Raw genomic sequence first — 24338 nt, forward strand, 5'->3', positions numbered from 1 at the left:
TTTTCGGTTGGCGGGGGTTGGTTGGTCGAAGGGTTCACACCGGCCACCACCGTCATTGCGAGCGCAGCGAAGCAACCCAGGGACGCGCCACATCTTGGGATCGGGCGCTGCCCTAGGTTGCTTCGCTGCGCTCGCAATGACGGGAGAGGTGCTCAGTCACGCATCGCCACAACCTGCGCCCGCGCCGCCCGGATCGCCGAGCGGGCGAAGCGGCCGTTCGCCAAGCCTGGATCCGGCTCGCCACCCGCCAGCACCATGCGCCGGAGCGCGGTGAGCGCCGGATCACCCCAGGCGTCGAGCAGGCGCCCGAAGGCGGCGTGGCGGGCGGCGTCGAAACCGGCCCGGCGGCCCGCCGCGTCCTTGGTGGGGTGGGCCGGATGCAGGGCCGCGCAGGGCACGAGGCCGGGCGGGATCGGCGCGGTCGCGGCATGGGTCCGGCCGAGGCGCAGGAGCTTTGGCAGGATGTGGGTGTGCGGCCCGGGGGCGCTCGCGCCCCCTTCCGGCGGGATCGGCGTGTACACTTCGATCCGGCCGAACCGGGCCAGGAACACCCGGTGGGGGCCCGCCGCGACCAGGATGGGGCCGACCGGATTGCCGGGGGCGAAGATCGGCCGGCCGGCGGCGGCCCGCAGATCGTCGATCAGGCCGGGATCGGCCACCCGGACGCAGGCATCGACCGCCCGGAGCCCGAGGCCGAGATCGAACAGGATCGCGCCGCGATCCTGCGCCCGCGCCGCCGCGGCGTCCGGCCCGAGCTCGGTCAGCACGGCGCGCCGGCCCATGGCGCAGGCCGCTTCCGGCAAGCACAGGGCAACCGCTTGGCTCCAGCCGCCGGTGAAGCCGGTCTCGTAGGCGAAGGGCACCAAGTCCGGCGTTGCGGCGAACATGATCGCGCCCCGCGCGGTCGCCAGCCCGATCCGCTCGTCATCGCGGAATGTGACCGGCTCGGCCGGGTCCCGGGAGAAGGCGGCCACCGCCCCGTAGGCGCCGAGGCTCCAGGCGCTGGCCGGGTCGGCGAGGTGGTCGCGCAGCAGGGACTCGACCGATCCGCCCGTCATCGTCGCCCCATAACCCAAGACCGATCCTCGCGAAAACCGCGCAGGCGCGCATCCCCGCAGGTCGCACGCCTTGACACGGCCGGCGAATGACCGGAAGTCGCGGGTCGATCATCGAGGTCGTTCTCGGCGCGGCGGGCGCGATGCCCGGGACGACCGGGGCGGAGATATCCGCGGGGAGGGACGCGCTGGCATGGACGTGATCGACACCGAGATTCCGGACGTCAAGCGCATCAAGCTAAAGCGCTTCGGCGACAGCCGCGGCTGGTTCTCCGAGACGTTCCGGGCCGACACGATGGCCCGGGCCGGGATCACCACGCCGTTCGTGCAGGACAACCAGTCGTTCTCGGCCCCGCAGGGCACGATCCGCGGCCTGCATTTCCAGATCGCCCCCCAGGCCCAGGCCAAGCTGATCCGCGTGCTCCAGGGCGCGATCCTCGACGTGGCGGTGGATATCCGCAGCGGCTCGCCGACCTTCGGCGAGTACGTCGCCGTGACCCTCGACGCCGAGAACGGCGAGCAGCTCTACATCCCGCACGGCTTCGCCCACGGCTTCTGCACCCTGACCCCCGACGTCATGGTCGCCTACAAGGTCGATGCCTATTACAGTCCCGAACACGACCGGGCCTTGGCCTGGGACGATCCCGAGATCGGCATCCCGTGGCCGGTCTCCGGTGAGGCCGCGATCCTGTCCGACAAGGACCGCCGCGCGCCCCGGCTCGCCGCGCTCGGCCAGGTGTTCTGAACAGCGTTCTGAAGCGATGTTTCCGGCCGCCAAGCGGCCGGGCCGTATTTTCGTCACGCCGGACGGTCTTTAGCTGCCGGCAGTCCATGTCTTTACGCGAACGATCCGAGGGGGACCCACCATGCGCATTCTGGTGACCGGAGGCTGCGGCTTCATCGGCTCGGCGCTGGTGCTGCATCTCGTCAACGATCTCGGCCACGAGGTCTGCACCCTCGACGCGATGACCTACGCGGCCAACCCGATTTCCTTGGCGCCCCTGGCCGACAACCCGCGCCACCGCCTCGTTGAGGCCGATATCTGCGACCGCGCCGCCGTGCAGGCCGCCATCGCCGATTTCAAGCCGCAGGCGGTGATGCACCTGGCCGCCGAGAGCCATGTCGACCGCTCGATCACCGATCCGGGTGCGTTCGTGCGCACCAACGTCATCGGCACCCAGACCATGCTGGACGGCGCCCGGGGCTATTACGAAGCCCTGCCGGAGGCGGAGAAGAAGACCTTCCGGTTCCTGCACGTCTCCACCGACGAGGTCTACGGCTCGCTGCCCCCGGGGGGGTTCTTCACCGAGGAGAGCCGCTACGATCCGCGCTCGCCCTACTCGGCCTCGAAGGCCGCCTCCGACCACCTGGCGCGGGCCTGGCACGAGACCTACGGGCTGCCGGTGCTGGTGACCAACTGCTCGAACAATTACGGGCCGCGGCACTTCCCGGAAAAGCTGATCCCGCTGATGATCCTCAATGCCCTCGAGGGCAAGAAGCTGCCGGTCTACGGCGATGGCTTGAACGAGCGCGACTGGATCCATGTCGAGGATCACGCCAAGGGCCTCGTCGCCGTGCTGGAGCGCGGCCGGGTCGGCAACACCTACCTGCTCGGCGGCCGGGCCGTGCGCAACAACCTCGCAGTGGTGAAGGCGCTCTGCGCGGCCTTCGACCGGCTGCGGCCGGAGCATGGCCCGCACGAGCAGCTGATCAGCTTCGTCACCGACCGGCCGGGCCATGACCGGCGCTACGCGATCGATTGCACCAAGGCCGAGACCGAACTCGGCTGGCGGCCGCAGAAGACCTTCGAGCAGGCGCTGGAGGAGACCGTGGCCTGGTATCTCGACAACGAGAGCTGGTGGCGCCCGATCCGCGAGGGCCGCTACACCGGCGAGCGCCTCGGGCTGACCGGCTGATGGACATCCTGGTCCTCGGCGGCGCCGGCCAGGTCGGCACCGAGTTGCAGGCCCTGGCCTGGCCCGCCGGCATGTCGGTGCACGCGCCGAGCCGCGCCGAGCTCGACATCACCGATGCGGGCGCCGTCGCCCGGGCCTTGGACGCGCGGGACTATCGGGCCGTGATCAACACCGCCGCCTACACGGCGGTCGACAAGGCTGAGTCCGACGTGGTCGAGGCCTGGCGCCTCAACGCCCTCGCCCCGGCGATCCTGGCAGCCGCGACGGCCGCGAAAAAGATCCCTCTCGTGCACGTGTCGACCGATTACGTCTTCGCCGGCACGAAGCCTGATGGCGCCTACGCGCCGGACGAGCCGATCGACCCGCAGAGCGTCTACGGCGCCAGCAAGGCCGCGGGCGAGCTCGCCGTGCGCAGTGCCAGCCCGCGCCACGCGATCGTGCGCACCGCCTGGGTGGTGAGCCCGCACCGGGGCAACTTCGTCAAGACGATGCTGCGGCTGGCCGGCGAGCGCGACGCCCTGACGGTGGTCAACGACCAGCACGGCTGCCCGACCTCCGCGGCCGACCTCGCCGCCGCCCTGGCGGTGATCGCCCAGCGGCTCGCCGAGGACCCGGACGCACCCACCGGCACGTTCCATTGCGTCAATGCCGGCGCCACCACCTGGCACGGCTTCGCCGAGGCGATCGTGGCGGGCGCCGCCCGGCGCGGCGGTCGGTCGATCCCGGTCACCGGCATCCCGACCTCCGCCTATCCGACACCGGCCCGGCGGCCGGCCAATTCGCGCCTGTCCACCGACAGCCTGACGGCGGCCTACGGCATCGCGCCCCGGCCCTGGCAGGCGGCGCTCGACGACATCCTCGACCGGCTCGTGGGGCCGGTCCGAGAGGGAGCTTCCAAGCCATGAAGGGCATCGTTCTGGCCGGCGGATCCGGCACGCGGCTGCACCCGGCGACGCTGTCGATCAACAAGCAGCTGCTGCCGGTCTACGACAAGCCGATGATCTACTACCCGATCTCGGTGCTGATGCTCGCCGGCATCCGCGAGATCCTGATCATCTCCTCGCCGGAGCATCTCGACAACTACAAGCGCCTGTTCGGCACCGGCGAGCAGTTCGGCCTGCAGTTCAGCTACGCGGTGCAGCCGCGGCCGGAGGGTCTCGCCCAGGCCTTCGTGATCGGGCGCGACTTCGTCGGCACCGACGACGTGGCGCTGATCCTCGGCGACAACCTGTTCTTCGGCGCCGGCATGAGGGAGCTGCTTGCGGCGGCGCGGGCGCGCAAGGACGGCGCGACGGTGTTCGCCTACCACGTCGACAACCCGCAGGCCTACGGCGTGGTCAATCTCGACAAGACCGGGCGCCCGACCAAGATCGTCGAGAAGCCGCAGAACCCGGAATCGACCTGGGCGGTGACCGGCCTGTACTTCTACGACAACCAAGTGCTCGACATCGCCGCCGCCGTGAAGCCCTCGGCCCGGGGCGAGCTGGAGATCACCAGCGTCAACGAGGCCTATCTCCAGCGCGGCCAGCTCTACGTGGAGCGGATGTCGCGCGGCTATGCCTGGCTCGACACCGGGACCCATGACAGCCTGCTGGAGGCCAGCGAGTTCGTCCGCACCCTGCAGAACCGCCAAGGTCTCCAAGTGGCCTGCCTGGAAGAGATCGCCTTCCTCCAGAACTTCATCACCCGCGACCAGCTGATCGCCCGCGGCGAGATGTTCGCCAAGACCAATTACGGCCAGAACCTGCTGCGGCTGGCCCGCGAGAGCGAGGACGAACTCGCGCTGCGGTGATCCAGGCCAGCCTCATTGAGCCGGGTTGATAGCTGATACCCGAAACGCGCCTTATCCCCTCCCACCGCGGGTGAGGGAGAGGCGCGTGCGACCGACTGGTCAGAGGGTAAGCTGCGACCGGATTGCAGGCCGCTTTTTTTCGGCGCTATGACTCGGCAATGATGATTCACGGCGCGAAGCGGCTGGGGAGCCGCCCGAAAGCCGGCATGACGGAAGCGATTGTCCGCATGCCGGATGCTTTCGCGCAAGTGCAGGCAAGGCAAATGCAGGCGAAGGATGAGTCCTTTGCGTCCCCGCGAGCTGCTTTTCCGCACCCCTTGAAAAGCTGGCTTGCGGGTCACCGAGACCGAGGCCACCGCAAGGTTTCCGAGGGGGCCCATTGATGGTTTCGCAAGAAGCGGAAATTGCCGCCCTGAAAATTCTTGTGACCCACATCCTGGCAAACTTGGCCATGAAAGAAGGGAGCCGAAAGGCTGCCCAGGACTATATCAAAAGCACAAACGAACATATTCAAAATGTACTCAGTTCGACACGCGATCTGAGCCAGCCCGACAGGCATAAATTCATCGACGATGTTCAGAGTGTCGTGAGCCAAGTCATGTCGGGATACGATTTCAGCAGCCTGCCCGAATGAGCGCGAAGCAAGAAGCCGAAAAGCTCACCGCAACGTGGCTGAACAATCTCAGCATTGCGGTCGCGGTCACCGGCGTCATAGCTCCGGCGTCGCGGGCGCGCGAACTCTTGGTGCAACACGAGGCCGGTGCCATATATGCAGCGTCCATTCTGCTGTGGCTCGCCGCGGCATGCGGGGTCCATCTTTTCGGACGGGGTTGGCTCCTTGTGAGGTACGAGGCATGACCGGCGTCGATATCTTCGTCTTGTTCGTGCTGCCGGCCTTGATATTGGCTGGCTCGCTCGGCGGCCTCTGGATCCTCAATCGGTCCACATCAGCGAAGACCGATCCCAAGAAAGTGACCGATACCTACAACGTCGCGAAAATTCTGCGCGTCCCGGTGGCGGGTGAATAGACCGACCGCCATGATGGAATACGGCGAGCCGAGTGGGTCGGCGGCCGATTGCGGATGAGGCCGCCTGTCGGCGATAACGGTCAGGTCAGTGCATATGTCGTCACCGTTCCAGTCGGGAATGACGCCCACGCGATCGTCGTGAGCCAAGGTCCGGGCGTCTGATCCCGAAACGGCTCACAAAGCTCGCCTCCCGAGAGCTTCTCTCTGCACGTGACGGCGCAGAGGGAGTTTTTAAGGGGCCCCTATGCTCCGACGAGATCGGAATATTCCAGCCGTCGAGGCGGGGCGACGACCTCCCCGCTACTTCGGGCTGCACCCGATGCAGATGCCCTGAGAAATCTTGTCGTCCTGGATCTGCTCCCGGGTGCGGGTGCGGCGATCGTCCGCGGTCGCGGCGCCGGCGCCGGAAGCCGGCGGCATCGTCTGGCCGACCGACGAGGTGTGCGGCGCCGTGATGGTGGAGGTCGGTCCTCCGCCGGTGCCGGTCTGGGCCTGCGCCGAGGCGGCCGTCGCGGCGAGCATCGGCAGCAGGGCCGAGAGGCCGAGAATCGTGATGGTGCGGGTCATCTGTCCGGATCTCCTTGATCCGACCTAACGCGAGCGTGACCGCCCGGTTCGTGCGTCCGCACGAACTCTCCCTTTGTTCGCCTTTGCAGACCGGGCGCGGCGCCGTATCAGGAGCCGCCCAATCCCGATCCCGTGTCGAAACCCCGGAGCCGCCGCGACGATGCGGGACCCCAACGCGATCGACTTCTGGCGCGGCTTCGCCCTGGTGACGATTTTCATCAACCACATCCCGGGCAACACCTTCGAGCGCTACACCTTCTCGCAATACGGCATCTCGGATGCCGCCGAGCTGTTCGTGTTTTTGGCAGGCTGGTCGATCGGCATCGCCACGCGCGGGCGCGACGGGAATCCGGAGCCGGCCGGCAAAAGCGTGGTCCGGCTGCTCGCCCGCACCGTCGAGGTCTACCGGGCGCAGCTCACCGTGATGCTGCTGGCGCTGGCGCTCATCGCCGGCGCGGCGCTGCTGCTCGACAACCCGCTGATCCTCGAATGGCACAATGCCGGCGGCTTCTTCGCGGACCCGATCCAGTCGGTCTGCGGCATGGCGCTGATGACCTACCAGCTCGGCTTCTTCAACATCCTGCCGCTCTACGTGGTGCTGATCGGCATCGCGCCGATCTTCGTGCTGGTCGGCCGCGTCAGCCTGATCGCGTCGGCGGCCCTGTCCGGCGGCCTCTATCTCGCCAGCCTCGTGTTCGAGTGGAACGTGCCGTCCTGGCCCGGGGAGGGGGACTGGTTCTTCGATCCGTTCTGCTGGCAGGTGCTGCTGGTGCTGGGCTTCGTGCTCCAGGGCTGGAACCTGCGCTCCGACACCCTGCGCCGCTGGTCGCGGAGACTGATTCCGGCGGGGCTCGCCATCGTCGTCCTCGGGATCGTGCTCGCCGTAACGGGTATCCGCCCGGATCCGCTGATGGTGCCGGAGCCGCGGCTGCTGTTCACGTTCGAGAAGACCTACCTGACACCGGCGCGGCTTCTTCATTTCCTGGGGGTATTGCTCGCGTTTGCGCCGCTCTACGCACTTCTGGCTCCCCGAATCGGAGCGGTCGGGCGTTATCTCAGCCAGCTGGGCCGGAATTCCCTGGCGGTCTTCTCGATGGGCTCGATCCTGAGCCTGATCGGGCAGCTCGTGCGTTTCCAGACCGGCGGCGGCGTGCTGGTCGATATGCTGGTCGCCGGAAGCGGCCTGGTCGGTCTGGGGTTCACCGCATGGTTCGTCGAATGGCGCACCCGCAACAAGTCCTCGCGGCCTCGGCCGTGACGCGCGTCCGTCGCTCCGGGACCCGCTGGGCGCTGGCCGCCCTGATCCTGGCCGCGCTGGAGCCGGCGGCGGCCGCGGAGCAGCCGGTGGATACGGGCGACCAACCCAGCCTGTCGCAGGAATGCCGGGTCCCGGGCGCGCAGCTCTACACCATGGCCAAGCTGGGTGCGGTCCGGTCTGCCCTGGGCGAGAACCGCCCGCTCAAGATCCTGGCGATCGGCGGCAGCGCCGCGCCGGGTGCCTCGGCCTCCTACCCGGCCAAGCTCGAAGCCGCCCTGGAAAAGGCGCTGCCCAAGACCGACGTGACCATCGACCATCGCGGCCTGCCGGGGGAGATCGCCTCCGGGGCCTCCGAGCGCCTGCGCACCATGGTGGCGGAGGCCGAACCCGACCTTGTCGTCTGGCAGGTCGGCACCCACGACGCCATCGCCCGGGTCGATGCCGACGCCTTCGCGAGCGCGCTCAGCGAGGCCGTAGCCTGGATCCGCTCCCACGGGATCGACGTGGTGCTGGTCGACCCGATCTACACCGCCAGCATGGCCGCCGACGTCGATTACAATCGGATCGTCGACGCGGTCAGGACGGTGGCGGCCCAACAGGAGGTGCCGCTGGTGCGGCGCTACGAGGCCCTGCACTACCTGTCGAGCCGTACCGACAAGGGCGAGGGGCACATGCTCGGCCGTCAGTTCCGGCTCAACGATCTCGGCCTGCGCTGCATGGCCGAGCACGTCGCGCTGACCATCGCCACCTCGCTCGCGCGGACCGAGGCGGAGCCGGCCCCGAAGATCGCGCCGGCCGCGCCGCCCTTAACCGAGCCGCAACGCGCCCCGGGCTAGACCGAAGAACCCGAGACCGTTCTCCTGCGGTCACTGGAATATCGCCCCGGATATTGGATCTCGGACGATGTTTCGGCGGGTTTGACGGGCCATCGTCTGTTTCCGATCTGGCAGCCGCCGTTCGGGATGATGCTCCAAAGCCTGGCGCGGAGCGCGTGGTGTCAGCGACAGCCCTCCCGGCCCTCAGCAAGCTCGCCGCCGCCGGCCAGCGCCTCCACACCCTGCGGGAAGGCCCGGCACGGGCCGCACTCACGGTCTTCGCCATCCGGGTCGGCGCGGCCGGCTTCGCCTACGCGGCGCAGGTTTTGGCCGCCCGGCTGATGGGCTGGGACGCCTACGGGGTCTTTGCGGCCGTCTGGGTCTGGACCGCGATGCTCGGCCACACGCTGACGCTGGGCCTGTCGCAGGGCGCCTGCCGGTTCGTTCCCGGCGATCAGGCGCGGGGCGATCTCGACCTCGCCCGCGGCTATCTCCGGGCCGGCGCCCTGGTTACCGGCGGTGCGGCGCTCAGCGTTGCCGGCCTCGGCGCGGCCCTGCTGTGGCTGGAGCCCGGCCTGTTCGCGCCGGCCTACCGGGCGCCGATCGCCGTCGCCGTGTGCGTGATGCCGCTCTTTGCGCTTCAGGATTATCTCGAGGGGGTGGCGCGCAGCCAGAACTGGGTCGGGCTCGCCATCGCGCCGCCCTACCTGCTGCGCCAGAGCCTGATGATGGCCTGCATGATCGGCGCCGTCCTGCTCGGGGCGCCGCCCCGGGCCGAGGTCGCGATGGCCTGCATGCTGGTCGCGGCCGCGATCGCCACCGCGCTGCAGGCCGGCCTGCTCCTGGCGCGCCTGCGGGTGGATCTTCCGGCCGGGCCACAGCGCTACCAATGGCGGACCTGGCTCGGCACGAGCCTGCCGATCGCCGGAATCGATCTCGCCAATGCCGGCTTCACCTTCGTCGACGTGATCGTGCTCGGCGCCCTGGTGAGCCCGGCCGAGCTTGGCCTGTATTTCGCCGCGACCCGGATCCAGCAATTCGTGGTGTTCGTGCACTTCGCCGCCAGCGCGGCGACGCTCCAGCGCTATAGCGCCGCCCACGCCCAAGCCGACCGGCCCTTGCTCGCCGACCTCGTGCGCCGCCAAGCCCGGCTCACCGCTGGGGCCACCGCATTGGTCGGCGGTGCGATCGTCGCGCTCAGCCCCCTGCTGCTGGCGATGTTCGGCCCCGGGCTCGGCTCCAGCGTGCCGATCCTCGCGGTGCTGGTCGCCGGCAGCGTCGCGGCGAGCCTGTGCGGGCCGGGCGAGGATCTGCTGACCATGCTGGGCGGGGAACGCCTCTGCGCCGGCATCACCGCCGCCATGCTGATCGTCGCGGGTGCCCTGTGCGTGATGCTGATCCCGCTTTTCGGAACACTGGGCGCGGCCGTGGCAGTGGCGCTGGCGACCATCGCGCGCGCCGGGCTCCTCGCCCGCGCCGCCGGCCGCCTGCACGGGCTGCCGACCCCGATCTGGTCCGCGGGAGCGATCCGATGAGTGTTCTCGCTGACGCGCCGCCCGACGCGGTCGCCGGCCTGTCGGTCACCGTCGGCCCCGCGCCGGATCCGGCGGCATGGGATGCGCTGTTCGCCTCCGCCGCCGCGCCGCATCCGCATTACACGCATCACGTCCTCGCAGCGCACCGGGAGGCCGGGCTGCTGCCCGAGGGCCTGCGCTTCGTCGTGGTCCGCCGCGGAAGCGCTTGCGTGGCGCTCCTGCCCTTCACGCTGCGGCGCGACCTCACCGGTCTCGGGGGCCGGGTGGCGCGGCCGTTCCTGTCGCCGCTGGTGACTGCCACCGCGCCGCTGGCGCTCGATGGCCCTGGGCGCGAAGCGGCGGTGGACGCCCTGGTCGCCGGTCTGGAAGCGGGCGGCCGGGCTTGGCGCTGGCCGCTCCTGCCCACGGAAGATGGCGCCGTCCCGGACATGCTGGCGGCGATGCGGGCGCGCGGCTGGGCGATCGGCGTCGTGACGTCCTTCGAGCGGCCGATGATGGTGCGCCGGGCCGATCACGACGCGTTCCTGGCCGGGCACCCGAACCGGTCCCGGTTCAAGGATCTGCGCCGCCGCGCCCGACGGCTCGCGGAGATCGGCACGGTCGCCCATGTCAGCGCCGCGGGCGGTCCGGAACTGGCCGGGCTCGTGGCCGACTTCCTCGTCCTCGAGCGGAAGGGCTGGAAGGGGCAGGCCGGCACCGCGATGGCTTGTCGGCCGGACATGACCGCGCTCGCCCGCGCTCTGTTCGCCGAGGCGCCGGGCCCAATCGGCATCCGGGCGGATGCCTTGACCGTCGACGGGCGGCCGATCGCGATCAGCCTCGCCCTGGTGGGCAGCGGCACCGCGACGCTCCTGAAGACCGCCTACGACGAGGATCTACGAAGCCACGCCCCCGGCCTGCTGCTGGAGGCGGAGATCGTGCGCGCCTGCCACGAGACCGGATTTGCGCAACAACTCGATTCGGCGACCCTCGACGGCTCGGCCCTGGAGAGCCTCTACCGCGACCGGACTCCCGTGGCCGAGATCATCGCCCTGCCGCCGGGGCATCGCAGCCTCTCCCTGGAACGGCGCCTGCGGCTTGCCTGGTTCGAGCACGAGGCCCGCGCCGCGGCCAAGCGGGCACTGCGGCGGCGCTGACGACCGATCGGCCGCACGGTCATCGACAGGGATCCAGATCCCCCCCTCATCCTGAGGTGGCGGCGCGGAGCGTCGCCCTCGAAGGAGCCTTCCAGCCGGCCGCGCGATCCCTGGAAGCCTCCTTCGAGGTCCGCTGACGCGGCCGCCTCAAGATGACGGGGAGGATGTGGCGCCTCCCGGCAGATCCGTGTCTATCGGTTGCGGTACGGCCCGTCGCCCTGGACCTGGTCGTAGACGCCGTGGCCGGTCCGGGCCCGGTAGGCGCGGCCGGCGATCTGGCCGGGGGTCGGCGGCGTGCCGGGCTGGGCGAAGCTCGTCTCCGGGCGATAGGCCGGGCCCCAGCCGATCTCCTCGTCGCCCGCCGGGTCCTTGCCGGGGAAGCCGGTGGCGTAGCCGACGCTCTGGGCGAAGGCCGGGGCGGCGGAGAGCCCGAGCAGGGCCGCGAGGGTAAGGCGGAGGGTGGTCCTGGAGCGCATGGATCGTCTCGTCGAAGGTCGATCCGCCGTGCGGATCCTCTGAAGGGGAAACGCCGATCGGGGACGCGCGTTCTCGGGGGAGGACATTGTCGCTTGGCGACAGCCGCTTCTCCCACAACTTACCTCGTGCGCCACAGACTGGCATCTCTGGCACGGAGGACGTTTTCCGGCGTAAAGACCCATATACGGCAGAAGCTGGAGACGCTCCATGAAAGCCAAGGTGATGCCTGATGGGCGGATGAGTCTGCCCGCCGACCTTCGCAAGAGGCACGGGCTCGGCAACGGCGGCGAGGTCATCGTCGAAGATATCGGGGACGCCATCGTGCTCCGGACGCTGGATCAGGTTGTGGCACGCGCGCAGGACCTGAGCCGCAAGCTGATCGGCGGCAAAGTCGGCGCCTCCGTCGAGGACTTCCTGGCCGACCGCGCCAGCGAGGCCGAGCGCGAATGACACGCTTCGTCCTCGATGCCTCCGCTCTCCTCGCGCTCCTGCTCGGAGAGCGGGGGGCCGATAAGGTCAAGGCTGGGCTCGACGGTTCTGTCATGACGACCGTCAACCTCGCCGAGGTCGTCAGCCACTACGCCAAGCTTGGCGCTGTGCGCCACGATATCGAGATGCTGCTGCGGCCCCTGCCGATCCGCCTGTTTCCCGTCGATGCGACGTTGTCCTACGATGCGGGCCTATTACGTGCGGTTACGCTCGACGGCGGCCTGTCGCTCGGGGACCGATATTGCTTGGCTCTGGCGAAACGTGAAGGGGTGCCGGCTCTCACCGCGGAGCGGCGCTGGCCAGACATCGCCGGGGCCGTCGGTGTCACGATCGAGCTGATCCGCTGAGGCGGAAATCCTTGGATTTGACGCGTGATCGGGCTGTGTCCGTTGTAGGCTCCCCTTCGCGGATGCAGCGCGCGGATGATCGCTCGCCGGGATGGGCCTAAACCGTCGGGCGGGCTCGATCCGCGACAGTGAGAGACGATCTCAGGCGGCGACCGGCCGGCGCGCACCCAGGCGCAGAGCCTCCCGAGACGCGCCGACCGTGCGGCCGGGCCGCTCCGTCTGCTCGGAGGTCGGGGCCGGCAGGCGCACCAGCACGACGGTGCCGACCGTTTCCTCGGAGCGGATCCGCAGGGAGCCGCCATGCAGCTCGACCATCGAGCGGGTGATCGCGAGCCCCAGCCCCGAGCCCTTGTGGCTGCGGGTCATCTGCGCCTCGACCTGGGTGAACGGCCGGCCGAGCCGGGCGAGGTCGGCGCGGGGAATGCCGATGCCGCTATCCTCGACGAACAGGTGGGTGCTGGCCCCCGCCCGCCGGACGCGGACCGCGACGCGGCCCCCGGCCGGCGTGAACTTCACGGCGTTCTGGACGAGGTTGGCCAGGATCTGCTGCATCGCGCTCGGGTCGGCCAGCAGGTCGATCCCGGGCTGCACGTCGAGACCGAGGGTTATCCCCTTTTCGCGGGCGGCCGCCTCGACCAGCCCGAGCGCGGACGTCACGGCGGCCTCGGCCGGGATCGCCCGCGGGTTCAGCCGCACCCGGCGCGCCTCGAGCCGGGCCATGTTGAGGATGTCGTCGATCATCGAGAGCAGGTGCGAGCCGCTCTCGCGGATGTCGCGGCAATACTCGGTGTAGCGCGGGGTGCCGAGCGGGCCGAGAACCGCGTTCTCCATCACGTCGGCGAAGCCGATGATCGCGTTGAGCGGCGTGCGCAGCTCGTGGCTCATATTGGCCAGGAACTCGGACTTGGCCTGGCTGGCGGCCTCGGCGGCGGCCTTCTGGTCGAGATAGCGCTCGGCCAGGTCGGCGAGCTGCTGGGTCTGGAGTTCGAGGGTGCGGCGGGAGCGCTTGAGGTCCTTGACGGTCTCGATCAGCTCGCGCTCCGAGGCCTGGAGCTGCTCCTGGTGGCGCTTCAGGCTGGTGATGTCGGTCCCGACCGAGACGTAGCCGCCGTCCTTGGTGCGGCGCTCGCTGATCTGGAGCCAGCGGCCGTCGGTGAGCTCGGCCTCGAAGGTCCGGGATGCCATGCCCGGGAGGGCGAGGCCGGCCTCGGGGGATTCGCGGCGCACCTGGGGCAGCACGCCCCGGCCCATCACGTCGGTGTAGCTCCGGCCGGATTGCGCGTCCTCGGGGCTGAGGGCGTGGAGGTGGCGGAACTTGGAATTGCACAGCACCAGACGGTTGCCGGTGTCCCACAGGACGAACGCCTCAGAGATCGCCTCGACGGCGTCGCGCAGGCGCATGTCGGAGGCCGCGTTGGTCTCCTCCAGGGCGCGCTGCTCGGTGATGTCGGTGGCGATGCCGACGAGGTGGCGCCCGCCGTCGTGGGCGTCCGGCATGACCTCGGCCCGGGCGCGCAGCCAGACATAGGCGCCGTCGGCACCGCGCATCCGGAAGGCGTGGTCGACGCAGGTCTGGGCGGCGGCGAGGCCGCGGGCGAGGCTGTAGAGGTCGCCGTCGTCGGGATGGACCAGGGCGTTCACCGCCCCGAAGGAGAGATATTCGTGCTGCCGCTGGTAGCCGAGCAGGGCGTACATGGAATCGGACCAGTAGATCCGGCCGCGGGCGATGTCCCAGTCCCAGAGCCCGCAGGCGCCGCGGCGCAGGGCCGTCTCCAGCCGGCCGCGGATCTGCTCGCGGGCGCGGTCGGCGCGGGTCGCCTGCCGGCTCTGCAACCCGTAGGCGAGGCCGACGCCGACGATCACCAGGATCGCGGCCGCGACCAGGACGATCTGGTCGCGGGCTCGGGCGCTCCAGCCGCGCATCAGCGGCTCGATCGGCTGCAGCACCGCAACCTGTCCGGCGCCGTCGGGCAGGCTGTGGATGGCGGCGAGCACGCTCTCGCCGCCGGGCAGGTCGAGGGCCATGGCGCCGGCGCGCTCGCCGAGGCCCGAGAGCGGCTCGCTCTCGCCCAGCACCTGGGCCAGGGTCGTCGTATTGGCGGGAAGGGGCGGGTGAGCGGCGGCGATGCGGGTATCGGGCCGCACCAGCAGGAGGCGGCGGCCCGGATGGCGCTCGCTCTCCGGCATCAGGCTGCGCAGGTCGGAGGCCCGGCCGCCGGCCGGCACGATCGCCCGGGCGGCCAGCCGGGCGAAGCCCTCGACCTCGGCCTTGGCGCCGGCCAGGATCTCGGCCCGCTGCCCTTGGATGTGGAGCGCCGCGAGGCCGACCAGGCAGGCCAGGAACACCGCGAGGATGCCCGGCACGGCGTAGCGCAGCCACCGCTCGACCAGACCGAGCCGCGGATCCCGGACGCGCATCGGCCAGGAAACGGCGAGACTCGATTCCGCACGCGCGGAGAAGGAAGCGGAAGCCGCCTCCGGCATGGCCGAACCTCACCCGTGGGAGTTGCGATCCGTTCGCCGCGTCTCGCGCCCCCCGAATCTGATTGAATACAACCATCTTCGGGGGGCGCTTGTCCACGGATTTTTTACCATTCGGGCTTGACGCAACCCCTGCGTTACGACTCAGCCACAGAATCGTTTTCTACCGCAAGTTCAATATCTTAGCCGCCTCCAAGGGTGCGTGCGACGATGTCGGCCGAGTCCCGCGAGAGGCCCGGGATCGCCTTGATCCGATTAAGCATTTCGCCGGCTTTGCCGGCCCGTAATTTTTCCAGCCGACGCCACGAGCCGAAGGCCGTCAGGAGCCGTGCCGCAACCTGTGGGTTGGTCGAATCGAGGGAAGCGACCGTGTCGGCGACGAGCGAAAAACCGGATCCGTCGGGCCGCGCGAACTGAGTCGGGTTTCCGAATGCGAAACTTCCGACCAGCGCGCGCACCCGATTCGGGTTGGTCATCGTGAAGGCCGGGTGAGCCTTGAGGCGGTTGATTCGCTCAAGGGTGCCGGGTTCGGGGATCTGCGCCTGGATGGCGAACCACTTGTCGAGGACGAGCGGTTCGTCGGCGAAGCGCTCCGCGAAGGCCGCGAAGGCATCCTCCCGGGCCTGGCCGGGGATCAGCGCCAGGGTGCCGAGCGCCGCCAGCCGGTCGGTCATGTTGGTCGCGTTCGCCAGGCGCTCCCCGGCGCGCTTGGCGCCGGCCTCGGGATCGCCGGCGGCGATCAGATCGAGGGCGGCGTTGCGCAGGGACCGGCGCCCGGCCGAGGCCGCGTCCGGGCTGTAGGCCGCGCCGTCGGCCGGGGCGAGGGCGGCGTCCAGGAGCTCCAGGCGCGGCTGCAGGGCCCGACCGAGGCGTGCCCGCAGGTCGAACCGCGCCCGGTGGATCGCATCGGGATCGACATCCGCTTGCAGGGCGTCGGCGGCCTCGCCCTCGCTGGGCAGGGCCAGGACCAGGGCCGCGAAGGCCGGGTCGGAGAGTGCCTCGCCGTCCAGGAAACGCCCGAGCGCCTCCGCGAAGGCGTCGGCCCGGGCGGGATCGGGATCGAGGATCAGCCGCAGGGCGACATCCTGCGCCGCCTGCCAGCGATTGAACGGGTCGCTGTCCTGCGCGAGCAGCCGCATGCGCTGGGCGTCGGTGAGGTCGAAGTCGAGCCGCACCGGGGCCGAGAAGTCGCGCAGCAGCGAGGGCACCGGCTCCTCGGTGACCTGCTCGAACACGATCTCGGCCTCGGCGCGGTCGAGGACGAAGACCCCGTCCCGCACATCCGGGCAGGTGGCGTTCGTGAGCGGCCCCGCGGCGCCGACGAGGCCGAGGGCCACCGGGATCACCAGGGGCGGCGCGTTCTCGCCGGCCTCGCCCGGCAGGCTCTGGGCGAAGCGCAGGGTGCAGCGGGCCGCACCCGGATCGTACGCCATGGTGACGGACAGCCGCGGCGTGCCGGGCCGCTCGTACCAGCGGGCGAAGGCCGAGAGGTCGCGCCCGGTCACCGCCGCGAAGGCGGCCAGAAAGTCCTCGACGGTGGCGGCGCGGCCGTCATTGTCGGCGAAGTAGCGGTCCATGCCGGCCCGGAACGCCTCCGGGCCGATCAGCGTGCGCAGCATCCGGACGATCTCGGCGCCCTTGTCGTAGACGGTCGCCGTGTAGAAGTTGTTGATCTCGGCATAGGCCCGCGGCCGTACCGGGTGGCGCAGGGGGCCGGCATCCTCGGGGAACTGGCGCGCCCGCAGGGACCGGACCTCGGCGATCCGGTGGACCGGCCGGGAGCGCATGTCGGAGGAGAATTCCTGGTCGCGGAAGACCGTCAGCCCCTCCTTGAGGCAGAGCTGGAACCAGTCCCGGCAGGTGACCCGGTTGCCCGACCAATTGTGGAAATACTCATGGGCGATGATCGCCTCGATCGCGGCGTAATCGCCGTCGGTGGCCGTCTCCGGGCTCGCCAGGACGTATTTGTCGTTGAAGATGTTAAGGCCCTTGTTCTCCATGGCGCCCATGTTGAAGTCGGACACGGCAACCACGTTGAACACGTCGAGGTCGTAGGGCCGCCCGAAGGCGGTCTCGTCCCAACGCATCGAGCGGATCACGGCATCGAGGGCGTAGTCGGCGCGGGCCTCCTTGCCGGGCTCGACATAGACCGCGCAGGTGACGGCGCGCCCCTCCATCGTGGTGAAGCGGGTCTCGACCTGGCCGAGCCGGCCGCCGACCAGGGCGAACAGGTAGGCGGGCTTCGGGTGCGGGTCGTGCCAGACCGCGAAATGCCGGTCCGCGCCGACGGCACCGGACTCGACGAGATTGCCGTTGCCGAGCAGCACCGGCGCCTCGTCCCGGTCGGCCTCGATGCGGGTGGTGTAGACCGCCATGACGTCGGGGCGGTCGAGGAAATAGGTGATCCGGCGGAAGCCGTCGGCCTCGCACTGGGTGCAATAGACCCCGCTGGAGCGGTAGAGGCCCATCAGCTTGGTGTTGGCGGTCGGGTCGACCTCGGTGACGAGGCGTAAGGTGAACGGCTGCTGCGGCGGGGCGTGCAGGCTGAGGCCCGAGGGTGTCGCCGTGTAGGATTCCGCTGCGAGCGCCGCGCCGTCGAGGGCGACCGAGACCAGCCGGAGATCGTCGCCGTCGAGACGGAGCGGCGCGCCCGCGCCTCCCGCCGGGTTCGGGCGCAGGGCCAGGGTCGCGTCGATCCGGGTGGCGTGCGGGTCGAGGCGGATGTCGAGATCGACGCGGTCGATCAGGTAGTCGCTCGGCCGGTATTCCTCCAGGCGGATCAGCGGCGGCGTCTCGGTGCGCATTCGGCTCTCTCTCCGGATCGGGTTCGGCCCCGTTCTGGTCCCTCGCGGGGCCGGGCGCAACGCGGTCCGGGAGCCGAGCCGGGGCGCGTCAGGGCGGCAGGCGTGCGGCTATGCCGTGCCGCTCCATCAGCGCGACCGCCTTCCTGTCGAAGGAGACGAAGGTCTCGCCGCCGAGCCAGCGGCCGTCGAAGGCGATCACGCCGTCGGCAAAGTCGCCGCCGGCATCGAGCACGGCCAGTCCGGCTTCGACCGCGGGCCTGTTAGCGACCACGTTGCGCATGTCGAGGATGCGCCGAATCGCGGCGGCGACATCGGGTCGTCGCACCCCGTAATGCCGCTCCAGCACCCAGACGAACTCGCAGAGCGCATGGACGCTGACGGCGACCAGCTCCGCCCGCTCCAAAGTCTCGACCGCTTTGTCCCGCTGCGCCACGTCGTCCCCGACGATCAGACGCAGGAGGACATTGGTGTCGAGGCTGATCTTCACGGGCGCTCAAGCCCACGCATCCCGGCCGCCGCACCCGCTTCGGCGATGGCCTCGTTCAGCTCGTCGATCGTGAGCCGCGCGCCGTTCGTCCGATCCTTCAGGAAATCCTGCAGGTCATGCCACGAGCCCTCGGCCTGATCGGCCTTCAGCTCCGCCCGTCCGTCGGGGAGGAGGTCGAGCCGGATCTTGCCGCCGGGCTTGATGCCCAGATGCTGCAGGATCTCCTTGTGAAACGTGACTTGGCCCCGCGCCGTGACAGTCAGTGTCGGCATGATGCGATCTCCCGTCGGTGTCAGGGTAATGCGGCGGTGCCTTATGGTCGAGCGTCGGGTAACGGCTCGCCGCTTGCCGCTGCACGGGCTTTCGTCAGGCGCCAGAGACCGCCGATCAGCCCGAGATTGATGACGGCGAGCAGCGCCAGCAGGCCCCACAGGGCGTCGGGCCCGATCCGGACCAGCAGGAAGGCGCCGAGCGGGGGCGCCAGGGCCTGGGCCACCAGACCGGGCCGGGCCAGACGACCGACCAGCCCGGCGTAATGCTCGGGTCCGAACAGGACCAGGGGCACGGTCCCGCGCGCGATCGAATAGACGCCGTTGCCGGCGCCGTAGATCGCGAGGGCCAGGCCGATCACCGGCCCATGCAAGGCCAGCAAGAGCAGGCCGAGGGCGACCAGCGTGAAGGCGGCGGTCAGGGTCCAGAGCGGGTGGTGCCGACCCCGGTTGGCGATCTCGATCAGCCGGGCACCGACCTGCGACGGCCCGATCAGGCCGCCATAGGCTACCGCGGCGGTCAGCGTCTCGCCCCGGGCCTGGAGCAGGGTCAGCAGATGCACCGAGACCAGCGCCATGATGGTGCCGCCGAGAACCAGCACGCCGGCCATCAGCAGGAAGGTCCGCGCCTGCCACGGCGCCAGGGGCACGACCGAGGGCGCCCGACCGGTCTCTGCCACGGCCCGGGGCGGGGCCGGCGGGATCAGGGCGAGGACCAGCGGCAGCGTCACCCCCAGATGCAGGCCGGCATAGGCGAAGCACGTCCCCCGCCAGCCGAGATGGGCGACCAGGAAGGCCGAGAGCGGCCAGCAGACGGTGCTGGCGAAGCCGCCGATCAGCGTCAGGGCCGTAATCGCGGAGCGCGCCTCGGCCCCGTAGAGCCGGCCGAGGGTGGCGTAGGCGGGATCGTACAGGCCGCAGCCCATGCCGAGGCCGAGGATCAGCCAGCCGGCCAGGAAGACCGGAAGCGACGGGGCGAGGCCCAGCACCGCGAGGCCGGCGGCGAGCAGCAGGGCCGCCACCGCCAGGACCGGCCGCCCCCCGCGCCGCTGGATGACGGCGCCGACCCGCGGCGAGGCGAAGGCCGCCACCAGCAGGCCGAGGGACAGGCCGCCGACGATCCAGGTGAGCGGCCAGCCGGTGTCCCGGGCGATCGGCTCGGCCAGCACCGCCGGAATATAGAAGGAGGAGCCCCAGGCGAGGATCTGCACCACGCCGAGCGCCGAGATCACCGGCCAGCGCCGGGTCCGGGCGGCCATTGCCTTATCGGGGCCCGGCCGGGGATGGCCGGGAGGCACGTGCGAGCATCCGCCGATCAGGCGAGACCGACGCGGCGACCGATCTCGTCCACCACCGGCTCGCCGTCTTCCTTGATGAACGCGCCCTGCTGCGGCGGCAGCAGATCGAGCACCAGCTCGGAGGGCCGGCATAGCCGGACGCCCCTGGGGCTGACCACGAGCGGCCGGTTCAGCAGGATCGGGTGGGCCGCGATGGCGTCGAGCAGCGGGTCGTCGCTCAGGGCCGGATCGGCAAGGCCGAGCTCGGCGTAGGGCGTGCCCTTCTCGCGCAGAGCGTCGCGCACCGACAGGCCGGCCCGGGCCAGGAGCTGCTTGAGCAGCGCCCGCGCCGGCGGGGTCTTCAGATACTCGATCACGTGCGGCTCGATGCCGGCGTTGCGGATCATCGCCAGGGTGTTGCGCGAAGTGCCGCAATCCGGGTTGTGGTAGATCACCACGTCGATGGCGTGATCAGGCATGGTCCACCTCTTTCGTGTTCGGGCCGCAGGTCGACAGGGCGGCGAGCGCCGGCGCGCAGACCTCCGGGTGCCCCTGGCAGCAATCCGTCATGAGAAATTCGACCAGCCCGGATAGGACCGGGTAGGCGACGCTGTAGATGATCGAGCGCCCCGCCCGGCGGGACCCGATCAGCCCGGCCTGCTGCAGCTCCTTCAGGTGGAAGGAGATGGTCGAGGCGGACACGCCGATGGCGGTAGCCAGGGCGCCCGAGGCCATACCGTCCGGCCCGCCCTTCACCAGCGCCCGGAGCGCCCGCAGCCGGTGCTCCTGACCCAGAGCCATGAAGGCCGCGAGGGCTTGCGGTTCGTCCATTTTCGTTTCAACATTCAAACGATCATTTGAATATACGAGACAGCGCCCCCGTGGACAAGCCCGAGCAGCCCTTCGCCGACGGAATCCCGAATCTCAGCCGGCCGCATTTCGTGGTGCCGGATGCGGCGCAGCTCGACGTCGCGCAGCCCTTCGCGCACGCGCCGCGCTTCCTGATCCTGTACGGCTCCCTGCGCGAGCGCTCGTTCAGCCGCTTCCTCGCCTACGAGGCGGCGCGCCTCCTCGAAGCCCTGGGCGGCGAGGTCCGGATCTACGACGCGCACGGCCTGCCGCTGCCCGACGACACCACCGCCGACCACCCGAAGGTGCAGGAGCTGCGCGCGCTCTCGCTCTGGTCGGAGGGCCAGGTCTGGGTCTCGCCCGAGCGGCACGGCACCCTCACCGGCGTGATGAAGAGCCAGATCGACTGGCTGCCGCTGAGCGAGGGCAGCCTGCGCCCAACCCAGGGGCGCACGCTCGCGGTGATGCAGGTCTCGGGCGGCTCGCAGAGCTTCAACGCGGTCAACAGCCTGCGCCTCCTCGGCCGCTGGATGCGGATGATCACCATCCCCAACCAGTCCTCGGTGCCGATGGCCTACAAGGAATTCGACGCGGCGGGCCGGATGAAGCCGGGCCCGCTCTACGAGCGCGTGGTCGATGTCTGCGAAGAGCTGATGAAGTTCACCCTGCTGACCCGCGAGCGCGCCGAATATCTCGTCGACCGCTACAGCGAGCGGAAGGAGCGGGCGCCGGAGCGGCTCCGCGACGTGGCGGCCGATATCGGCCTGGCGAAACCCTGAGGCGGGCCGGACGGCCTACTCGGCCGAGGGCCGGCGCTCTAGCTAGGACAGCGACCGGCCCGGCCGGCCATGTCGGTTTCAGTTTCCGTTTCTGCCGAGGGCGCCGCGACGGCCCTCGCCCCAACCCAAGGGATAGCCGCCTGATGGAATACCTGCACACCATGGTCCGGGTGGCCGATCTCGACCGGGCGCTCGCCTTCTACGTCGACACGTTCGGCCTCAAGGAGGTCCGCCGGGTCGAGAACGAGAAGGGCCGCTTCACCCTGGTCTTCCTGGCCGCCCCCGGGGATGTCGAGCGGGCGCAGGCGAGCAAGTCGCCGCTGGTCGAGCTGACCTACAACTGGGACCCGGAGACCTATTCGGGCGGGCGCAATTTCGGGCACCTCGCCTATCAGGTCGATGATATCTACGCCTTCTGCGCGCAGCTGAAGGACAAGGGCGTGACCATCAACCGTCCGCCCCGCGACGGCTACATGGCCTTCGTGAAGTCGCCGGACGGGATCTCCATCGAGATCCTGCAGAAGGGCGGCGCCAAGGAGCCCCAAGAGCCCTGGGCTTCGATGGAGAACACCGGCAGCTGGTAAACGGAAGGCTCGACGTGACGCGCTCGCGGACGCCGAACCGGCTTCCACTTCGGCTGCGAGCGCTTCTGCACCCTTGACCCGGACGGCGCTGCGGGCGCATCTGCCCGCGGATCAGCCGGCCGGGCGGCCGCTCCGGATGCGCGAGCATCCGGGGAGGAAAGTCCGGGCTCCATGGAGAGACGGTGCCGGATAACGTCCGGCGGGGGCGACCCCAGGGACAGTGCCACAGAGAGCAGACCGCCCCGGATGCGTCCGGGGTCAGGGTGAAAGGGTGCGGTAAGAGCGCACCGCGGACGCGGCAACGCGGACGGCACGGCAAACCCCACCGGGAGCAAGACCGAATAGGGGCGGCGCGCCCTTCGCAAGAAGGACAGGCCCGCTCTCCAGGCCAGTCGCCCGGGTTGGTTGCTCGAGGCGGTCGGCAACGACCGTCCCAGAGGAATGGCCGCCACGTCGGCGCGCGCGAGCGCTCCGGCCTTACAGAACCCGGCTTATAGGCCGGCTGATCCAACCCCCTGAACCCGCGCCGCCGTGTGGGCCCGCCCGAGCTTCGACCCGCTCCGGCCAAGCCCGAAAATTCGCGCCGGGCAAAAACCTTCGGTTAACCGTACCGGGGTCAGATCGGTCGGCTCGCCAGCGCCAGGCTCGCGCGTTGACGATCCTCCGAGGCCCATGATACCCGGCATCCTCCCGTCAACGGCGTGTATCGGATCGCCGGGCGTAACCTGCACAGGTGCAGGTCCCGTCCGTGCGCGGCGTTTCGCGCGCTCTGCATCCGGTGCCGTTCCCGTCACGCGCGCCGCGCTCGCGCGGCCCGGCACAGGGCACCATGAGACGCACGAGCCGCACCCGCGCCGGACTTCCCGGATCGCGCCGAACCCCCGATTGTCCCTGCACCGGCCCGGCGAGGCGCGCATGATTCGGCGCCGCCCCCCGGCGGAGGTCGCGGCCGCCGCGCGCTGCGATGGCCCCGTCTCCACCCAGCCTCACGTGCCGGTGCTGCTCGACGAGGTCATCGAGTCGCTCAAGCTCGACGGTGGCCTGGCCATCGACGGCACCTTCGGGGCCGGCGGCTACACCCGCGCGCTGCTGGCGGCCGATCCGGCCCTGCGGATGATCGCCATCGACCGCGATCCTACGGCGATCGCCAACGGTCAGACCCTGGTCGCCGAGGCCGCCGGACGCCTGCGCCTCGTCCCCGGCCGGTTCGGCGATCTCGATGCACTGCTCACCGAGGCCGGCGAGGCCCGGGCGGACCGGATCGTGCTCGATATCGGCGTCTCGTCGATGCAGATCGACACGCCGGAGCGTGGCTTCTCGTTCCGCAACGACGGCCCCCTCGACATGCGCATGGGCAAGGACGGCCCGAGCGCCGCCGACATCGTCAACGAGGCCGACGAGACCGTGCTCGCCGACATCATCTACCATTACGGCGAGGAGCGGCGCTCACGCGCCGTGGCCCGGACCATCCACGAGGCCCGCCGCCGCGGCCGGATCGAGACCACCGCCCAGCTCGCCGAGCTGGTCGCCAGCGTGGTCTGGGCCGAGCCCGGCAGCCACATCCATCCGGCGACCCGGACGTTCCAGGGCCTGCGAATCGCCGTCAACGACGAGCTCGGCGAGTTGGTGCGTGCGCTCCACGCCGCCGAGCGGGTGCTCGCCCCGGGCGGGCGGCTCGCCGTGGTGACGTTCCATTCGCTGGAAGACCGGATCGTCAAGCAGTTCTTCGCCGCCCGCAGCGGCCGTTCCGCCCAAGGCTCGCGCCACCTTCCGGGCGGCCCGGCCGAGACGATCCGCAGCTTCCGCCTCGTCACCAAGGGTCCGGTCCTGCCGGGCGAGGCCGAGATCGCCCGCAACCCGCGCGCCCGTTCGGCCAAGCTTCGGGCTGGGGAGCGCACCGAATCCGAGACGCCCGAACCGCTCGCCGCGCTCCACGCGCTGGCGAGCCTGCCCGAAGCCGCCCGCGGGGGCCATCGCCGATGATCCGCCTGCTGAACCTCCTGGCGGTCGCCGGCCTCGTGGCCTCAGCGATCTACGCCTACTCGATCAAGTACGACACGCTCTACCAGGGCGGTCAGGTCTCGAAGCTGCAGACCGCGCTCCACAAGGAGCGTCAGGCGATCGCGGTTTTGCGCGCCGAGTGGCAGCTTCTGACCAGGCCGGACCGGCTGCAGGCGGCGGTGGACAAGCACCTCGCCCTGGAGCCGATCGGCACCAGCCACCTGGCCCGCCTGTCGGACCTGCCGGCCCGCCCGGAGCGCGGCGACGAGATCGGCCGGCTGCTCGCCGCGACGGCGACGCCCAAGGACAAGGGCACGGCCGAGCCGCGCACCACCGGTGCGATCACCCGCACCGTCACCACGACCCGCACCCCGAATACCGCTTCGAGGTAA

26 protein-coding genes and 1 other RNA gene are annotated in these 24338 nt (G+C 70.3%); 17 read left to right on the forward strand and 10 right to left on the reverse strand.

Translation table 11 applies throughout. The features are described from left to right. Positions 1–152 precede the first annotated feature (152 nt). On the reverse strand, positions 153–1058 hold the full coding sequence (locus tag MKK67_RS19960) for a DUF6925 family protein (RefSeq protein ID WP_243968643.1): 906 nt from the start codon (positions 1056–1058) through the stop codon (positions 153–155). Between the two features lie 190 nt (positions 1059–1248). Between MKK67_RS19960 and rfbC the strand changes: the two genes are divergently transcribed. From rfbC to MKK67_RS19990, 6 genes are all read left to right on the forward strand, one after another. Continuing rightward, positions 1249–1800 carry a dTDP-4-dehydrorhamnose 3,5-epimerase gene (rfbC, locus tag MKK67_RS19965; protein WP_243968644.1) on the forward strand — a complete coding sequence of 184 codons (552 nt, stop codon included), beginning with the start codon at positions 1249–1251 and terminating at the stop codon, positions 1798–1800. Positions 1801–1921: 121 nt separating this feature from the next. Next, on the forward strand, positions 1922–2971 hold the full coding sequence (gene rfbB / locus MKK67_RS19970) for a dTDP-glucose 4,6-dehydratase (protein WP_243968646.1): 1050 nt from the start codon (positions 1922–1924) through the stop codon (positions 2969–2971). Next, positions 2971–3876: a dTDP-4-dehydrorhamnose reductase gene (gene rfbD / locus MKK67_RS19975; RefSeq protein WP_243968648.1), complete on the forward strand. Its 906-nt coding sequence runs from the start codon at positions 2971–2973 to the stop codon at positions 3874–3876. The genes rfbB and rfbD overlap by 1 nt, the downstream gene beginning before the upstream one ends. Then, positions 3873–4763 (forward strand): glucose-1-phosphate thymidylyltransferase RfbA, encoded by an 891-nt coding sequence (gene rfbA, locus MKK67_RS19980; protein ID WP_092041578.1) that lies wholly within the window; start codon positions 3873–3875, stop codon positions 4761–4763. Before rfbD ends, rfbA begins: the two co-directional genes overlap by 4 nt. Before the next feature lie 382 nt (positions 4764–5145). Next, complete coding sequence (locus tag MKK67_RS19985) at positions 5146–5397, forward strand: hypothetical protein (protein ID WP_243968650.1); 252 nt, start codon at positions 5146–5148, stop codon at positions 5395–5397. Between the two features lie 220 nt (positions 5398–5617). Further along, a complete protein-coding gene (locus MKK67_RS19990) occupies positions 5618–5791 on the forward strand; it encodes a hypothetical protein (protein WP_243968652.1) in 174 nt (57 codons plus the stop codon). Between the two features lie 300 nt (positions 5792–6091). Here the strand turns inward: MKK67_RS19990 and MKK67_RS19995 are convergent, their stop codons facing one another. Next, complete coding sequence (locus MKK67_RS19995) at positions 6092–6358, reverse strand: hypothetical protein (RefSeq protein ID WP_243968654.1); 267 nt, start codon at positions 6356–6358, stop codon at positions 6092–6094. 160 nt (positions 6359–6518) lie between these two features. Here MKK67_RS19995 and MKK67_RS20000 point away from each other — a divergent pair, with 160 nt between their 5' ends. The 4 genes from MKK67_RS20000 to MKK67_RS20015 all read left to right on the forward strand — a co-directional run bounded on the left by MKK67_RS20000 (position 6519) and on the right by MKK67_RS20015 (position 11102). Next, positions 6519–7616: an OpgC family protein gene (locus MKK67_RS20000; RefSeq protein ID WP_243968656.1), complete on the forward strand. Its 1098-nt coding sequence runs from the start codon at positions 6519–6521 to the stop codon at positions 7614–7616. After that, a complete protein-coding gene (locus MKK67_RS20005; RefSeq protein ID WP_243968659.1) occupies positions 7577–8452 on the forward strand; it encodes an SGNH/GDSL hydrolase family protein in 876 nt (291 codons plus the stop codon). The genes MKK67_RS20000 and MKK67_RS20005 overlap by 40 nt, the downstream gene beginning before the upstream one ends. A 158-nt stretch (positions 8453–8610) precedes the next feature. Beyond that, complete coding sequence (locus tag MKK67_RS20010) at positions 8611–9966, forward strand: lipopolysaccharide biosynthesis protein (protein ID WP_243968661.1); 1356 nt, start codon at positions 8611–8613, stop codon at positions 9964–9966. After that, on the forward strand, positions 9963–11102 hold the full coding sequence (locus MKK67_RS20015; protein ID WP_243968663.1) for a GNAT family N-acetyltransferase: 1140 nt from the start codon (positions 9963–9965) through the stop codon (positions 11100–11102). The genes MKK67_RS20010 and MKK67_RS20015 overlap by 4 nt, the downstream gene beginning before the upstream one ends. 191 nt (positions 11103–11293) lie before the next feature. Here the strand turns inward: MKK67_RS20015 and MKK67_RS20020 are convergent, their stop codons facing one another. Then, a complete protein-coding gene (locus tag MKK67_RS20020) occupies positions 11294–11578 on the reverse strand; it encodes a hypothetical protein (protein ID WP_243968665.1) in 285 nt (94 codons plus the stop codon). A 208-nt stretch (positions 11579–11786) separates the two neighbouring features. Between MKK67_RS20020 and MKK67_RS20025 the strand changes: the two genes are divergently transcribed. Both MKK67_RS20025 and MKK67_RS20030 read left to right on the forward strand, forming a co-directional pair. Beyond that, a complete protein-coding gene (locus MKK67_RS20025) occupies positions 11787–12029 on the forward strand; it encodes an AbrB/MazE/SpoVT family DNA-binding domain-containing protein (RefSeq protein WP_243968668.1) in 243 nt (80 codons plus the stop codon). Next, entirely contained in the window at positions 12026–12415 is a 390-nt protein-coding gene (locus MKK67_RS20030) for a type II toxin-antitoxin system VapC family toxin (protein ID WP_243968670.1), read from the forward strand. The genes MKK67_RS20025 and MKK67_RS20030 overlap by 4 nt, the downstream gene beginning before the upstream one ends. Positions 12416–12556: 141 nt before the next feature. On the opposite strand, the gene MKK67_RS20035 is transcribed toward MKK67_RS20030, so the two are convergent. The 7 genes from MKK67_RS20035 to MKK67_RS20065 form a co-directional block, all read right to left on the reverse strand. After that, positions 12557–14899, reverse strand: a complete 2343-nt coding sequence (locus tag MKK67_RS20035; protein ID WP_243968672.1) for a PAS domain-containing sensor histidine kinase — start codon at positions 14897–14899, stop codon at positions 12557–12559. Positions 14900–15078: 179 nt separating this feature from the next. After that, entirely contained in the window at positions 15079–17700 is a 2622-nt protein-coding gene (pepN, locus tag MKK67_RS20040; RefSeq protein ID WP_243968674.1) for an aminopeptidase N, read from the reverse strand. 88 nt (positions 17701–17788) lie between these two features. Continuing rightward, positions 17789–18187 carry a type II toxin-antitoxin system VapC family toxin gene (locus MKK67_RS20045; RefSeq protein ID WP_243968676.1) on the reverse strand — a complete coding sequence of 133 codons (399 nt, stop codon included), beginning with the start codon at positions 18185–18187 and terminating at the stop codon, positions 17789–17791. Continuing rightward, complete coding sequence (locus MKK67_RS20050) at positions 18184–18459, reverse strand: AbrB/MazE/SpoVT family DNA-binding domain-containing protein (protein ID WP_243968678.1); 276 nt, start codon at positions 18457–18459, stop codon at positions 18184–18186. Before MKK67_RS20050 ends, MKK67_RS20045 begins: the two co-directional genes overlap by 4 nt. Before the next feature lie 41 nt (positions 18460–18500). Continuing rightward, positions 18501–19715 (reverse strand): MFS transporter, encoded by a 1215-nt coding sequence (locus MKK67_RS20055; protein ID WP_243968680.1) that lies wholly within the window; start codon positions 19713–19715, stop codon positions 18501–18503. A 56-nt stretch (positions 19716–19771) separates the two neighbouring features. Beyond that, positions 19772–20212, reverse strand: a complete 441-nt coding sequence (gene arsC, locus MKK67_RS20060; protein WP_243968682.1) for an arsenate reductase (glutaredoxin) — start codon at positions 20210–20212, stop codon at positions 19772–19774. Beyond that, entirely contained in the window at positions 20205–20564 is a 360-nt protein-coding gene (locus MKK67_RS20065) for an ArsR/SmtB family transcription factor (protein WP_243968685.1), read from the reverse strand. Before MKK67_RS20065 ends, arsC begins: the two co-directional genes overlap by 8 nt. A 50-nt stretch (positions 20565–20614) precedes the next feature. Between MKK67_RS20065 and arsH the strand changes: the two genes are divergently transcribed. The 5 genes from arsH to MKK67_RS20090 all read left to right on the forward strand — a co-directional run bounded on the left by arsH (position 20615) and on the right by MKK67_RS20090 (position 24338). Beyond that, on the forward strand, positions 20615–21361 hold the full coding sequence (gene arsH / locus MKK67_RS20070) for an arsenical resistance protein ArsH (RefSeq protein ID WP_243968687.1): 747 nt from the start codon (positions 20615–20617) through the stop codon (positions 21359–21361). 143 nt (positions 21362–21504) lie between these two features. After that, entirely contained in the window at positions 21505–21945 is a 441-nt protein-coding gene (locus MKK67_RS20075) for a VOC family protein (protein ID WP_243968689.1), read from the forward strand. A 111-nt stretch (positions 21946–22056) separates the two neighbouring features. Further along, positions 22057–22455, forward strand: an RNA gene (rnpB, locus tag MKK67_RS20080) — RNase P RNA component class A. A gap of 405 nt (positions 22456–22860) precedes the next feature. Beyond that, positions 22861–23928, forward strand: a complete 1068-nt coding sequence (gene rsmH, locus MKK67_RS20085) for a 16S rRNA (cytosine(1402)-N(4))-methyltransferase RsmH (RefSeq protein ID WP_243968691.1) — start codon at positions 22861–22863, stop codon at positions 23926–23928. Next, positions 23925–24338, forward strand: a complete 414-nt coding sequence (locus tag MKK67_RS20090) for a hypothetical protein (RefSeq protein ID WP_092041622.1) — start codon at positions 23925–23927, stop codon at positions 24336–24338. Before rsmH ends, MKK67_RS20090 begins: the two co-directional genes overlap by 4 nt.

The sequence above is a fragment of the Methylobacterium sp. J-072 genome (assembly GCF_022829425.1).
Classification (GTDB): domain Bacteria; phylum Pseudomonadota; class Alphaproteobacteria; order Rhizobiales; family Beijerinckiaceae; genus Methylobacterium.

Coding starts and splice junctions, on each gene's coding strand:
- MKK67_RS19960 (WP_243968643.1), bottom strand. CDS start 1,058: ATGACGGGCGGATCGGTCGAGTCCCTGCTGCGCGACCACCTCGCCGAC.
- rfbC (WP_243968644.1), top strand. CDS start 1,249: ATGGACGTGATCGACACCGAGATTCCGGACGTCAAGCGCATCAAGCTA.
- rfbB (WP_243968646.1), top strand. CDS start 1,922: ATGCGCATTCTGGTGACCGGAGGCTGCGGCTTCATCGGCTCGGCGCTG.
- rfbD (WP_243968648.1), top strand. CDS start 2,971: ATGGACATCCTGGTCCTCGGCGGCGCCGGCCAGGTCGGCACCGAGTTG.
- rfbA (WP_092041578.1), top strand. CDS start 3,873: ATGAAGGGCATCGTTCTGGCCGGCGGATCCGGCACGCGGCTGCACCCG.
- MKK67_RS19985 (WP_243968650.1), top strand. CDS start 5,146: ATGGTTTCGCAAGAAGCGGAAATTGCCGCCCTGAAAATTCTTGTGACC.
- MKK67_RS19990 (WP_243968652.1), top strand. CDS start 5,618: ATGACCGGCGTCGATATCTTCGTCTTGTTCGTGCTGCCGGCCTTGATA.
- MKK67_RS19995 (WP_243968654.1), bottom strand. CDS start 6,358: ATGACCCGCACCATCACGATTCTCGGCCTCTCGGCCCTGCTGCCGATG.
- MKK67_RS20000 (WP_243968656.1), top strand. CDS start 6,519: ATGCGGGACCCCAACGCGATCGACTTCTGGCGCGGCTTCGCCCTGGTG.
- MKK67_RS20005 (WP_243968659.1), top strand. CDS start 7,577: ATGGCGCACCCGCAACAAGTCCTCGCGGCCTCGGCCGTGACGCGCGTC.
- MKK67_RS20015 (WP_243968663.1), top strand. CDS start 9,963: ATGAGTGTTCTCGCTGACGCGCCGCCCGACGCGGTCGCCGGCCTGTCG.
- MKK67_RS20020 (WP_243968665.1), bottom strand. CDS start 11,578: ATGCGCTCCAGGACCACCCTCCGCCTTACCCTCGCGGCCCTGCTCGGG.
- MKK67_RS20025 (WP_243968668.1), top strand. CDS start 11,787: ATGAAAGCCAAGGTGATGCCTGATGGGCGGATGAGTCTGCCCGCCGAC.
- MKK67_RS20030 (WP_243968670.1), top strand. CDS start 12,026: ATGACACGCTTCGTCCTCGATGCCTCCGCTCTCCTCGCGCTCCTGCTC.
- MKK67_RS20035 (WP_243968672.1), bottom strand. CDS start 14,899: ATGCCGGAGGCGGCTTCCGCTTCCTTCTCCGCGCGTGCGGAATCGAGT.
- pepN (WP_243968674.1), bottom strand. CDS start 17,700: ATGCGCACCGAGACGCCGCCGCTGATCCGCCTGGAGGAATACCGGCCG.
- MKK67_RS20050 (WP_243968678.1), bottom strand. CDS start 18,459: ATGCCGACACTGACTGTCACGGCGCGGGGCCAAGTCACGTTTCACAAG.
- MKK67_RS20055 (WP_243968680.1), bottom strand. CDS start 19,715: ATGGCCGCCCGGACCCGGCGCTGGCCGGTGATCTCGGCGCTCGGCGTG.
- arsC (WP_243968682.1), bottom strand. CDS start 20,212: ATGCCTGATCACGCCATCGACGTGGTGATCTACCACAACCCGGATTGC.
- MKK67_RS20065 (WP_243968685.1), bottom strand. CDS start 20,564: ATGGACGAACCGCAAGCCCTCGCGGCCTTCATGGCTCTGGGTCAGGAG.
- MKK67_RS20075 (WP_243968689.1), top strand. CDS start 21,505: ATGGAATACCTGCACACCATGGTCCGGGTGGCCGATCTCGACCGGGCG.
- rsmH (WP_243968691.1), top strand. CDS start 22,861: ATGATTCGGCGCCGCCCCCCGGCGGAGGTCGCGGCCGCCGCGCGCTGC.
- MKK67_RS20090 (WP_092041622.1), top strand. CDS start 23,925: ATGATCCGCCTGCTGAACCTCCTGGCGGTCGCCGGCCTCGTGGCCTCA.